The sequence below is a fragment of the Streptomyces luteireticuli genome, from assembly GCF_041519305.1.
GTDB classification, from domain to species: Bacteria; Actinomycetota; Actinomycetes; order Streptomycetales; family Streptomycetaceae; genus Streptomyces; species Streptomyces luteireticuli.
Map to the genome: position 1 here is coordinate 6,013,408 of NZ_CP167927.1, position 13,176 is coordinate 6,026,583.

The following is a 13,176-nucleotide window of genomic DNA, read 5'->3' on the forward strand; positions in this document are numbered from 1 at the left end:
AGGGGCAGCGATGGACATCGAGCGCACGTACGACGCGTCGGCGGAACGCGAGGACGCCTCCGCGACACCACGCGACGGGCGGCCGCTGCACCGGGCCGTGCCGCCGGCCCGGTCGTCGGCCGGGTCGTCGGCCGGGTCGCCGCACCCGGCGGCCGTCCCGCCCCGTCCGTCCGCGCCTCCGCCGTCCGTGCCCCCGGCGCCGGCCGCTCCGCCGCGGGAGGACGCCCCCGACCCGGACGGGCCGCCGCCCGGCGCCCCGTTCCTCGCCTGGCTGCGCACCCCGCGGCCGGAGGCGGCGCCCGGGGTGTGGGCCTTCGCCCACCGGCCCAGGCCCGCCGAGGAGCCCGTCAGGGTGCCCGCCCGGCAGCTGCTCGGCGGCGCGCTGATCGCGCTGCTGTCCTGCTGGCTGCTGTGGTCGCTGCTGTGGAACAGCTTCCTCGGCGGCCTGTGGATGTGGCCGCTGTTCAATTTCACCGCCGAGTCCTGGCGCAGCGGCATGACCTTCGTCGTCCTCTCGTACGGCTACTACGCGCTGACCGCCGCCGTCCTGCTGTTCTTCTTCGGCCGCCTCGGGCGCTGGCCCGAGGTCTGGCGCCGCTGGGGCGCGCCCCTGGTGCGCCGCCTGTGGGACGACGGGGGAGAGCCGCCGCCCGTCGCCCCCGCGCCCCGGGAGGACCCCGCCGAGTGGCCGCGGCTGCGGGCCGCCGGGGCGCACGACGCCGCCGACCGGCTCGCCGCCGACGCCCGCGCCGGGCTGATGAACGACGTCGACCACGCCCGCATCGACCGCGCCTGGCAGGCCGCCACCGCCCGGCCGGACCGGCTCGCCGCCTTCACCGACACCGTCCTGCGGCACGGCGCCGCCGCCTGCCCGCACCCCTCGGGCGCCCGCGACCTGGCCGTCCGCACCGCCCGCCACGACCTCCTCGCCCGGCAGGTGCGGATCGGCACCGCCGCCGACGACCGCCGCAACCCCTGGGCGCACCGCGGCACGGGCTGCGCCCTCGGCCCGGGGCTGCTGGGCACGTCCCTGCTGGCCGTCGGCCCGCCCGGCAGCGGGAAGACGGAGCGCCTGGTGCGGCCCGTCCTGGAGTCGCTCTGCCTCCAGGCGCTGGCCGGGCGGGCGGCCGTCGTCGCGGTCGGCGCGGCGGGGGCGGACCTGGCGCCGGACGCCGCCTTCGACGTCGTGGTGAAGATCGGCCGCCCCGACTCGGAGTACGACCTCGACCTCTACGGCGGCACCGACGACCCGGACGAGGCCGCCGGGGTCCTCGCCGAGGGCCTCGTCGGCGACCTCGCCGGGACGCGGCCCGAGGCCGACGGGCGCCGCGCCGCCACCGCCCTCGCCCAGCTCCTCGGCCCCTACCGCGCGGCCCATGGCCGCTTCCCCTCCGTCCCCGAGCTGCGCGAGCTCCTCGACGGCGCCCCGAGGGCGCTCGGCGCCCTGCGCGCCGTGCTCACGGCCGACGGCCAGGACGGACTGCTGCGCGAACTCGACGCCCGCGAGCGGCAGACCGGACGCCCGGGCGACGTGGCCCCGCTGCTCGCCGACCGGCTCGCCCTGCTGGACCGGCCCGCCTTCGCCGGCTTCTTCGACACTGCCCACCCCGGGCGCACCTTCTCCCTGCGCACCCTCGAACACCCGCTGCGCGTCCGTGTCGACCTGCCCGAGCGCGGCCACGCCGAGGCGTCGCGGATGCTCGCCCGGCTGGTGCTCGCCCAGTTCACGGAGTGCGCGGCGGGCCGCGCCGACCGGTCGCTGTTCGCCTGTCTCGTCCTCGACGACGCCACCTCGGCCGTCACCGCCGAGTCCGTCCGCGGCCTGCAGCGGCTGCGCTCCGCCCACGCGGGCGCCCTCCTCACCCTGCGGACGCTCGACGACGTCCCCGAGGCCCTGCGCGGGCCGCTGCTCGGCTCGGTCGGCTGCCGGATGGCCCTCTCCGGGGTGACGACCTGGGACGGGGCGCTGTTCGCCGAGGTCTGGGGCAAGGAGTGGGTCGAGACGCGGGACGTGACGGACCGGCAGGTCGTCGCCCACGACCCGTTCTCCCGCAGCATGCACGTCCTGCGCCGGCTGATCAGCGGCCGGGCGGTCACCGCCCAGTCCGTCACCGTCCGCACCGTCGAGCGCGAGCGCTGGTCCGCCTCCGAGCTGGCCCACTCGGTCCCCCCGGGGCACGCGGTGCTCTCCGTGACGTCGGTGGGAGGCGCGGCCGCGCCGCCGGTGCTGGTCGATCTGTGCAGGTGAGGGGCCTGGGTTACCAGGGTTTACGCCGCTGGGGCAGAATTGGCGGCAGTCGTTCATACGGAACGGCAGTGTCGCGACCCCCAGGATCCATGCCTCCCACCCTCGCCTCGCTCGTCCACCACTCCGCGCTCAAGCTGACCGTGCTCGCGGGCGGGGACCGGCTGGACGTCCCCGTCCGCTGGGCCCACGTCAGCGAGCTGGCGGACCCCGTGCCGTGGATGGAGGGCGGCGAACTGCTGCTCACCACCGCCATGAAGATCGACGCGGCGGACCCGGGCACCGTCCGGCCCTACGTCCGGCGGCTGGTGCGGGCCGGGGTGGTCGGCCTCGGGTTCGCCGTGGGCGTCAATTACGAGCAGACGCCGCCCGCGCTCGTCGACGCCGCCGCGGAGGCGGGCCTCCCGCTGCTGGAGGTGCCCCGCCGCACCCCCTTCATCGCCATCAGCAAGGCCGTCTCCGCGGCCATCGCCGCCGAGCAGTACCGGGCCGTCACCGCCGGCTTCGAGGCCCAGCGGGAGCTGACCCGGGCCGCCCTCGGGGCGGACGGACCCGCCGGGGTGCTCGCCCGGCTCGCCGGGTACCTCGACGGGTGGGCCGCCCTCTACGACGCCTCCGGCGCGGTCGTGGCCGCCGCGCCCGAGTGGGCCACCCGCCGCGCCTCCCGCCTCGGCCCCCAGGTCGAGCGGCTGCGCGAACGGTCCGCCCCCGCGAGCGCGGTCGTCGCCCCCGAGGAGGGCGAGGACCGGGTCGAGCTCCAGTCCCTCGGCACCGGCCGGCGCGCCCGCGGCGTCCTCGCCGTCGGCACCGGCGCGCCGCTCGGCACCTCCGAGCGCTACGCCGTCAACTCCGCCGTCGCCCTCCTCACCCTCGCCACCGAGCGCTCCCGCGCGCTGCACCGGGCGGAACAGCGCCTGGGCGCGGCGGTCTGGCGGATGCTGCTGTCCGGCCAGGCGGACCACGCGCGGGACGTCGCCGGCGAGCTGTACGGGGCGCTCCTCGACGCGCCGTTCCGGGTGCTGGTGGCGGAGCCGGCGCCGGTGCCGGAGGAGGCGGAGCCCGTGGCCGATCCGCTGGCCGGGCTGGCCGACGCGGTGGAGACCGCGGCGAGCCGGGCGGCGGAGGCGGTGCTCGCCGTTCCCGAGGGGGAACGCCTCGTCGTCCTCGCGCCGGACGGGGGCGCGGCGGTGGCCGCCTGCACGGAGTTCACGGAGTCCGGCGGTGTGGTGCTCGGGCTCTCCGCACCCGCCGGGCCGTCCGCGACCGCGGCCGCCTTCCGCCAGGCCGAGCAGGCGCTCGCCGTCGCGCGGCGGCGCGGGCGCGTGCTGGTCGAGCACGAGGACGTCGCGGCGGGGTCGGTGCTTCCGCTGCTCGCGGACGATGCGGTGCGGGCGTTCGCGGACGGGCTGCTGCGCGCCCTCCGCGCCCATGACGCCACCGGGCGTGGCGACCTGGTCGCCTCGCTGCGGGCGTGGCTGTCCCGGCACGGGCAGTGGGACGCGGCGGCGGCCGACCTGGGCGTGCACCGGCATACGCTGCGGTACCGGATGCGGCGGGTGGAGGAGATTCTGGGGCGGTCGCTGGACGATCCGGATGTGCGGATGGAGTTGTGGCTGGCGTTGAAGGCGACGTCCCCGGCTTCGCCGGGGGAGTGAGCCCCCGCCCCGCCCTTTCACCGTTTCTTTGCGCTCCGCGCGGGTGTCCTCAAACGCCGGACGGGCTGAAATCAGCCCGTCCGGCGTTTGAGGACGAACGCGGCGCAGCCGCGTTGCCCCGCGCGGGAGCGCAAAGAAACGGTGAAAGGGCGGGACCGGGGCATCCTCCCCACCCGCCGATCCGGCGCACCGACAACACCCACCGCTCCACCACGGACAAACAACAGCTCGCCCGGTGCGCCCTACGGTGAGGGCGAACATCCACCACTCCGGAAGGGCCGGGCCCATGACCTCTTCCCCCGCTCCGCACGCCTTCTGGCTGGCCGGCCGCAAGGCCACCGGCGAGGAGTCCTTCGACGTCCACAACTCCTGGGACGGCCGGCTCGTCGGCACGGTCAGCGTGCCGACCGAGGCGCAGGTCGAGGAGGCCGTCGCCGCCGCGCACGCCGTGCGCGAGGAGTTCGCCGCGACGCCCGCCCACGTCCGGACCGCCGCCCTCGACCACGTCGCCAAGCGCCTCACGGAGCGCACCGAGGAGATCGCCCAGCTGATCTCCGCCGAGAACGGCAAGCCGATCAAGTGGGCCCGTGGCGAGGTCGGCCGCGCCGTCTCCGTCTTCCGCTGGGCCGCCGAGGAGGCGCGCCGTTTCAACGCCGGTGACGCCCAGCGCCTGGACACCGACCCGGGCTCCACCGGCCGCCTCGCCCTCACCCGCCGCTTCCCGCGCGGCGCCGTGCTGGGCATCGCGCCCTTCAACTTCCCGCTCAACCTGGCCGCGCACAAGGTCGCCCCCGCCATCGCCGTGGGTGCCCCGATCATCCTCAAGCCGGCCCCGGCGACCCCGCTCTCCTCCCTCGTCCTCGGCGAGCTGCTGGCCGAGACCGAGCTGCCGGCCGGCTCGTGGAGCGTGCTGACCGTCCCCAACGACCGCATGCCCGCGCTCGTCCGGGACGAGCGGCTGCCGGTCATCTCCTTCACCGGCTCCGGCCCCGTCGGCTGGTCGATCCTCGACTCCGTCCCGCGCAAGCACGTCACCCTGGAGCTGGGCGGCAACGGCGCGGCCGTCGTCCTCGCCGACTGGTCCTCCGAGGCGGACCTGGACTGGGCCGCGCAGCGCATCGCGACCTTCTCCAACTACCAGGGCGGCCAGTCCTGCATCTCCGTGCAGCGGGTCATCGCCGACGCGTCGCTGTACGAGCGCCTGGTGCCCAAGGTCGTCGCGGCCGTCGAGGCCCAGGTCACCGGCGACCCGTCGGACGCCGCCACCGACGTCGGCCCCCTCGTCAGCGAGGACGCCGCCAAGCGCGTCGAGTCCTGGGTGGACGAGGCCGTCGCCGCCGGGGCGAAGCTGCTCGCGGGCGGGAAGCGCGAGGGCGCGACCTACGCCCCGACCGTCCTGGCCGACGTCCCCGCCGGCACCACCCTCGCCTGCGAGGAGGTCTTCGGCCCGGTCCTCACCCTCTCGAAGGCCGACGGCGAGGACGCCGCCTTCGCCGCCGTCAACGACTCGCCGTACGGCCTCCAGGCGGGCGTGTTCACCCACGACCTGCAGACCGCCTTCCGCGCGCACCGCGCGCTGGAGACCGGCGGCGTGGTCATCGGCGACGTCCCGTCCTACCGCGCCGACCAGATGCCCTACGGCGGCGCCAAGCAGTCCGGCGTGGGCCGCGAGGGCGTGCGCTACGCCATGGACGACTACACCTACGAGCGGGTGCTCGTCCTGACGGGCCTGGCGCTGTAACGCGCTCTGCAACGCGCCGGCAGTGCGCTCCGGGACCGGTCCCGGAGCGCACTGCCTCCCCCGTGCCGTCGGCACGTTCTTCCCCCGTGTCCCCCGTGACCGTCCGGGGTGCCGACGCGAACGACTCTAGGGAGGCGGCGGGCGGGGGCCATCCCCCGCCCGGTTGAATCCCGGGTCAACTCCCGCGGTATCCCGTCGCTTTCCCTCCAACCGGCGCGGCAGGCGGCATCACCTCCACCGGGCCGATGCCCCGCCGCGCGACACGTGGGACGCTGCGGCGGTGCGGACGGCAGTGGTGCGGACACGGACGCGTGTACAGGCGCTGAGACGACGTGTCGCGGGGTGGCCGCCATGGGTGCGGGACTCGCCGCTGGCGGTGGGCTGCACCGCGACGGGGCTGCTCTACGCCGGCAACCCGTCGACCCTGGGCGATCCCTGGGACCGGCCCGACGCCCTGGGCTACGTGCTGATCTGCGTCATCAACCTGAGCCTGGCGGCCCGTCGGCTGGCGCCCGTCCCCATTTTCGCCCTGACCGGTGTCCTGTGGCTCTGGTACATCGCCGCCGGTTTCTGGCCGGTCATCAACGGCATCGCCCCGATCGTGATGCTGTACACGGTCGCGGCGAGCCGTCCCCGGTGGTGGGCCCTGGCCTGCGGTGTGGGCTTCGCGGTGTGCATGGAGGCGGGGGCGGTGTTCAGCGACACCGACAGCATGCCGAACGTCGCCGCCCAGGCCGTGGTGCTGAACTGCATCGTGCTGAAGTACGGCTTCACCGCGCGCCAACTCGCCGAGCGCAACGCGGCCTTGTCCGGGCTGGCGGCCCAACTGTTCCGGCAGCGCGAGGAGAACGCCCGCCGCGCCGTCGCGGAGGAGCGGGTCCGCATCGCCCGTGAACTGCACGACGTGGTCGCCCACCACATGTCCGTCGTATCGGTGCAGGCCGGGCTCGCCGACTACGTCTTCGCCACCGACCCGGACACCGCCCACGCCGCACTGGGCACGATCTCGGCCACCAGCGGGGAGGCCCTGGACGAACTGCGCCGGCTGCTGGCCGTGCTCCGCGTCGGCCCCGAGGGCGCGGAGCAGGCAGGGGACTTCCTGTACCAGCCGATGCCCGGACTGGACCGGCTGGAGGCGACCGTCGAGCGGGTACGGGCGGCCGGCGTGCACGTGGACCTGGAGGTCGTGGGGGAGCGGCGGCCCCTTCCGGCGGGTCCCGACCTGTGCGCGTACCGGGTCGTCCAGGAGGCGCTGACGAACGTCATCAAGCACGCCGGCGCCGCCCGCGCCGCCGTCCGCGTCGAATTCCGGCCGCACGAGCTGGAGTTGAGCGTCACCGACGACGGCCGGTCCGCGGGCCGGCGGCGGGGAAACGATCCGGCCAACTCGCCGGCCCCCGGCGGACACGGATTGCTGGGCATGCGCGAACGCGCCAGGATCTACGGGGGAAAGGTCGTGGCCGGCCCGCGGGCGGACGGCGGTTTCGAGGTCCGGCTGACCCTTCCCCTCCAGTGATCTCCAGCGATCTCCAGTGATCCGGCGGGGAACGGGGCGGGCCATGACCTTCGAGCAGGGCGGCGCGGAGGAGATACGCGTCCTCGTCGTCGACGACCAGATCCTCATCCGGGCCGGGGTGGCGGCCCTGCTGCGCGCCGCCCCCGGGATGGCCGTGGTGGCCGAGGCCGCGGACGGGCAGGAAGCCGTCGACCTCGCCGTCGCCCACCGCCCGGACGTCGTCCTCATGGACATCCGCATGCCTGGCCTCAGCGGCATCACCGCCACCGAGCGCATCCTCGCCGCCGGCCTCGACCCGGCACCCCGGATCCTCGTCCTCACCACCTTCGACCTCGACGAGTACGTCTACGCCGCGCTGCGCGCCGGAGCCGCCGGCTTCCTGCTCAAGGACGCCGGGCCGCAGCGGCTGCTGGCCGCCGTCACCGCCGTGGCGGGCGGCGACACCCTCTTCTCGCCCAGCGTCACGCGCCGCCTCGTCGAGGCGTTCACCGGCGACGCCGGGCGGCGGACCGACCCCGGCCCCCCGCGGGGCGGGACCCTCGACGCGCTCACCGGCCGCGAACGGGAGGTGCTGCGCCACACCGGGCGCGGCCTGTCCAATGTGGAGATCGCCACCGAGCTCGTCATCAGCGAGGCCACCGTCAAGACCCACCTCAACCGCGCCATGGCCAAACTCGGCCTGTGCAGCCGCGCCCAGGCCGTGGTCCTCGCCTACGAGAGCGGACTCGTGACGCCGGGCGCGCGACACTGAGACGCGCCCTCCGTCCGCGCACCGGGCGCCGGAACCGTGCACGCGGTCTGGTAGACACCGTCCGGATCGGGTACATACGGACGGGTAGCACCGGTCGGTAGTGACCGGGACGACGCCACGACTCGAGCGGCGAGGTGCCACATGTCCGCACCATCCGTACGGCCGGTCTCCGAGCGAGAAGCCCGCCAGGTCGCCGAGGCGGCCCGCGAGCAGGGCTGGAAGAAGCCCAGCTTCGCCAAGGAGCTGTTCCTCGGCAGGTTCCGGCTCGACCTCATCCACCCGTACCCGACGCCCGCTCCGGAGGACGTGCGGCGCGGCGAGGAGTTCCTCGCCCGGCTGCGCGACTTCTGCGAGACCCGGATCGACAGCGCCCGCATCGAGCGCGAGGCACGGATCCCCGACGAGACCGTGCGCGGCCTCAAGGAGCTCGGCGCCCTCGGCATGAAGATCGACGTCAAGTACGGCGGCCTCGGTCTCACCCAGGTCTACTACAACAAGGCCCTGACCCTGGTGGGCTCCGTCAGCCCCGTCGTGGGCGCGCTCCTCTCCGCCCACCAGTCCATCGGCGTCCCCCAGCCGGTCAAGCTCTTCGGCACCCAGGAGCAGAAGGACCTCTTCCTGCCGCGCTGCGCCCGCACCGACATCTCGGCCTTCCTCCTCACCGAGCCGGACGTCGGCTCCGACCCGGCGCGGCTGGCCACCTCCGCCGTGCCCGACGGCGACGACTACGTCCTCGACGGCGTCAAGCTCTGGACGACCAACGGTGTCGTCGCCGACCTGCTGGTCGTCATGGCCCGGGTGCCGAGGAGCGAGGGGCACAAGGGCGGCATCACGGCCTTCGTCGTCGAGGCGACGGCCGAGGGCGTCACCGTCGAGAACCGCAACGCGTTCATGGGCCTGCGCGGCATCGAGAACGGCGTCACCCGCTTCCACCAGGTCCGGGTGCCCGCGGCCCACCGCATCGGCCCCGAGGGCGCCGGGCTGAAGATCGCGCTGACCACGCTGAACACCGGGCGGCTGTCCATCCCCGCCATGTGCGTCTCCGCCGGAAAGTGGTGCCTGAAGATCTCCCGAGAGTGGTCCGCCGCCCGGGAGCAGTGGGGCAAATCCATCGCCAGGCACGAGGCCGTGGGCTCGAAGATCTCCTTCATCGCCGCCACGACCTTCGCCCTGGAGGCGATCCTCGACCTCTCCAGCCAGATGGCTGACGAGGACCGCAACGACATCCGCATCGAGGCGGCCCTCGCCAAGCTCTACGGCAGCGAGATGGCCTGGCTGATGACCGACGAGCTCGTCCAGATCCGCGGCGGGCGCGGCTACGAGAGCGCGGCGTCGCTGGCCGCGCGCGGCGAACGGGCCGTCCCCGCCGAGCAGATGCTCCGCGACGCGCGCATCAACCGGATCTTCGAGGGCTCGACCGAGATCATGCACCTGCTCATCGCGCGGGAGGCGGTGGACGCCCACCTCTCCGTCGCCGGCGACCTCATCGACCCCGAGAAGTCCCTCGGCGACAAGGCCAGGGCGGGGGCCCGGGCCGGCGGCTTCTACGCCCGCTGGCTGCCGAAGCTGGTCGCCGGCCCGGGCCAGCTGCCGACCAGCTATACCGCGTTCCACCCGGCCGGGTGCCGCGACCTCTCCGGGCACCTGCGCTACGTCGAACGCTCCTCGCGCCGGCTCGCGCGCTCCACCTTCTACGCCATGTCGCGCTGGCAGGGCCGACTGGAGACCAAACAGGGCTTCCTGGGGCGCGTGGTGGACATCGGGGCCGAGCTCTTCGCGATGAGCGCGGCGTGCGTACGCGCCGAACGACTGCGCTCGGAGGGCGCGCACGGGACGGAGGCGTACGAGCTCGCGGACGCGTTCTGCCGCCAGGCGCGGGTGCGGGCGGACGAGCTGTTCGCCCGCCTGTGGACGAACACGGACGGGGTGGACCGGAAGGTGGTGGGGCGGGTGATGTCCGGGTCGTACGAGTGGCTGGAGGCGGGCATCCTCGACCCGAGCGGCGACGGCCCCTGGATCGCGGACGCGACGCCGGGCCCGTCGAAGGCGGAGAACGTCCACCGGCCGGTCGACTGAGCGCGCCGGGGGCGGGGCGGGGCGCCCTGCGGGCGGTTGGGTGCCCCTGCCCCGCCCTTTCACCTCCCCCAGAGGGGGTGCCCCCATTCCGGGGCTCCGCCCCGGGGCCCGGCACCGCGCTTCGCGCGGGTGGGCGGGGCTTCGCCCCTGCGCCCCACCGGGGGCTGCGCCCCCTGACCCCCCGCAAACCGCGCTTCGCGCGGTTGTCCTCAAGCGCCGGACGGGCTGAATAGCCCGTCCGGCGCTTGAGGACAATGCGGCGCAGCCGCATTGCGGGGCCCGGGGCGGAGCCCGAAGCAGGGGTGCAGGGGGCGCAGCCCCCGCCCACCCGCGCGAAGCGCGATACCCACGCCCACCGCGCCGAGCGCGGGCCCCGCGCGCCCCCGCGCGCCACGGGGTTCCGAAGGGGGCCGAGCCCCCTTCGGAAGAGGGTTGGGGCGGGACCGGGGCGAGAATCCCGGCCGCCCGCCCGGCACCGCCGCGCGTGCGGCAACAATAGGGGGATGACCGACTCCCTCGCTGACCCCCATCTGCGCTATTCCGCCCCCCTCCCCCCGGGCACCCCGCGCGAGATCGTCATCCTCGGCTCGACCGGCTCGATCGGCACCCAGGCCATCGACCTTGTGCTCCGCAACCCCGGGCGGTTCCGGGTGACGGGCCTGTCCGCCGCCGGCGGCCGGGTCGAGCTGCTCGCGGAGCAGGCGCACCGGCTGAGGGTGGCCAGGGTCGGCATCGCCCGGCGGGACAAGGCGCCCGCGCTGCGCGAGGCGCTGGAGCAGCGGTACGGGAGCGAGCCGCTGCCGGAGATCCTCGCCGGGCCGGACGCGGCCACGGAGCTGGCCGGCAGCGAGTGCCACACCGTCCTCAACGGCATCACGGGGTCGATCGGCCTGGCCCCGACCCTGGCCGCCCTGGAGGCCGGCCGGTCGCTGGCGCTGGCGAACAAGGAGTCGCTGATCGTCGGCGGTCCGCTGGTGAAGGCCGTGGCCAAGCCGGGGCAGATCGTCCCGGTGGACTCCGAGCACGCCGCACTGTTCCAGGCGCTGCTGGGCGGGGCCCGTTCCGAGGTCCGCAAGCTGGTGGTCACCGCGTCCGGCGGCCCGTTCCGCGGCCGGACGAAGGACGAGCTGGCGGCGGTCACCCCGGCGGACGCCCTCGCGCATCCGACCTGGTCGATGGGCCCGGTGATCACCGTCAACTCGGCGACCCTGGTCAACAAGGGCCTGGAGGTGATCGAGGCGCACCTGCTCTACGACATCCCCTTCGACCGCATCGAGGTCGTCGTCCACCCGCAGTCCTACGTCCACTCGATGGTGGAGTTCACGGACGGTTCGACGCTGGCCCAGGCGACCCCGCCGGACATGCGCGGCCCGATCGCGATCGGCCTGGGCTGGCCCGAGCGGGTGCCCGACGCCGCCCCGGCGTTCGACTGGTCTAAGGCCTCGACCTGGGAGTTCTTCCCGCTGGACGAGGAGGCGTTCCCCTCGGTCGCCCTGGCCCGGCACGTCGGCACCCTGGGCGGCACGGCCCCGGCGGTCTTCAACGCGGCGAACGAGGAGTGCGTGGACGCGTTCCTCGCCGGCGCGCTGCCGTTCAATGGCATCGTGGACACCGTCGCCGAGGTCGTCGCGGAGCACGGCACCCCCGCCGCGGGAACTTCCCTGACGCTCCCGGACGTCCTGGAGGCGGAGGCCTGGGCCCGTGCCCGGGCCCGTGAACTGGCGGCCCGTACGGCCGCAACGACCTCGGAGGCCCGCGCATGACGACACTGATGACGGTCCTCGGGATAGTCGTCTTCGTGGTGGGCCTGCTCTTCTCGATCGCCTGGCACGAGCTGGGCCACCTCTCCACGGCCAAGATGTTCGGCATCCGGGTCCCGCAGTACATGGTCGGCTTCGGGCCGACGCTGTTCTCGCGGAAGAAGGGCGACACCGAGTACGGCGTCAAGGCCGTCCCGCTGGGCGGCTACATCCGCATGATCGGCATGTTCCCGCCCGGCGAGGACGGGAAGATCGCGGCCCGCTCCACCTCGCCCTGGCGGGGCATGATCGAGGACGCCCGGTCGGCGGCGTTCGAGGAGCTCCAGCCCGGCGACGAGTCGCGGCTGTTCTACACGCGCAAGCCCTGGAAGCGCGTGATCGTGATGTTCGCCGGCCCGTTCATGAACCTGGTGCTGGCCGTCGCGCTGTTCCTCGGCATCCTGATGACCTTCGGCATCAGCACCGAGACCACCCAGGTCAGCTCCGTGCAGGACTGCGTGGTCAAGGCGTCGTCCGCCACCGACACCTGTCCCAAGGACGCCCCGAAGTCCCCGGCCAACGCGGCGGGCCTCAAGCCCAAGGACAAGATCGTCGCCTTCAACGGCGAGCCCACGCCGGACTGGAAGACGATCCAGCAGGACATCCGCAGGACCACCGGCCCGGCGACGATCACCGTCGAGCGGGACGGCAAGCGCCTCGACCTGCACGCCAGCCTGATCGAGAACCAGGTCCAGAAGTACGACGGCAAGGGCAACCCGATCCGCGGCGAGTACGTCACGGCGGGCTTCCTGGGCTTCGCGCCCGCCCGCGGCGTCGTCCCGCAGTCCTTCGGCCAGTCCGTGGACCGCATGGGCGACATGGTCCAGTCCGGTGTGGAGTCGCTGGTCAGCCTGCCGGCCAAGATCCCGGACCTGTGGAACGCGGCCTTCGACGGGGGCGAGCGCAAGGCCGACTCCCCGATGGGCGTCGTCGGCGCCGCCCGGGTCGGCGGCGAGGTGTTCAACCTCGACATCCCGCCGTCCCAGCAGATCGCGACGATGCTGCTCCTGCTGGCGGGCTTCAACCTGTCACTGTTCCTGTTCAACATGCTGCCGCTGCTGCCGCTGGACGGCGGGCACATCGCCGGGGCGCTCTGGGAATCCCTGCGGCGGGCCGTCGCCAAGGTCTTCCGCCGGCCCGACCCGGGCCCCTTCGACGTGGCCAAGCTGATGCCGGTCGCCTATGTCGTGGCGGGCGTCTTCATCTGCTTCACGCTGCTGGTGCTCGTCGCCGACGTGGTCAACCCCGTGCGTCTGACCTGATCCGCGGCGGGGAGGCGGGCGAGGGCGGCCGGACACGTTCCGTGTCCGGCCACCTCTCGTTCGTGTGGTGTTCGAGGCGGGATGTGCCTCGGGGGGATCGCTTGCCGTAACCTCGGATGCCGGAGCCCGCC

Annotated in this window: 8 protein-coding genes; all 8 read left to right on the plus strand. The window is 74.5% G+C overall.

What is annotated here, in order from left to right:
* Positions 1-10 precede the first annotated feature (10 nt).
* The 8 genes from AB8735_RS27175 (at position 11) to AB8735_RS27210 (ending at position 13,045) form a co-directional block, all read left to right on the plus strand.
* Positions 11-2,248, plus strand: a complete 2,238-nt coding sequence (locus tag AB8735_RS27175) for an ATP-binding protein (protein ID WP_372409974.1) — start codon at positions 11-13, stop codon at positions 2,246-2,248.
* 89 nt (positions 2,249-2,337) lie between these two features.
* Complete coding sequence (locus tag AB8735_RS27180; protein ID WP_372409975.1) at positions 2,338-3,900, plus strand: PucR family transcriptional regulator; 1,563 nt, start codon at positions 2,338-2,340, stop codon at positions 3,898-3,900.
* A gap of 286 nt (positions 3,901-4,186) precedes the next feature.
* Entirely contained in the window at positions 4,187-5,641 is a 1,455-nt protein-coding gene (locus AB8735_RS27185) for an aldehyde dehydrogenase family protein (protein WP_344030653.1), read from the plus strand.
* A gap of 355 nt (positions 5,642-5,996) precedes the next feature.
* A complete protein-coding gene (locus AB8735_RS27190; RefSeq protein WP_372409977.1) occupies positions 5,997-7,157 on the plus strand; it encodes a sensor histidine kinase in 1,161 nt (386 codons plus the stop codon).
* A 43-nt stretch (positions 7,158-7,200) separates the two neighbouring features.
* Positions 7,201-7,908 (plus strand): response regulator transcription factor, encoded by a 708-nt coding sequence (locus AB8735_RS27195; RefSeq protein WP_344030648.1) that lies wholly within the window; start codon positions 7,201-7,203, stop codon positions 7,906-7,908.
* Between the two features lie 141 nt (positions 7,909-8,049).
* Complete coding sequence (locus AB8735_RS27200) at positions 8,050-9,984, plus strand: acyl-CoA dehydrogenase family protein (protein ID WP_344030645.1); 1,935 nt, start codon at positions 8,050-8,052, stop codon at positions 9,982-9,984.
* Positions 9,985-10,487: 503 nt separating this feature from the next.
* Entirely contained in the window at positions 10,488-11,747 is a 1,260-nt protein-coding gene (gene dxr, locus AB8735_RS27205) for a 1-deoxy-D-xylulose-5-phosphate reductoisomerase (RefSeq protein WP_372409978.1), read from the plus strand.
* The gene (locus AB8735_RS27210) at positions 11,744-13,045 is read left to right on the plus strand and encodes a site-2 protease family protein (protein WP_344030639.1); all 1,302 of its coding nucleotides are present in this window, start codon (positions 11,744-11,746) and stop codon (positions 13,043-13,045) included. The genes dxr and AB8735_RS27210 overlap by 4 nt, the downstream gene beginning before the upstream one ends.
* Positions 13,046-13,176 lie beyond the last annotated feature (131 nt).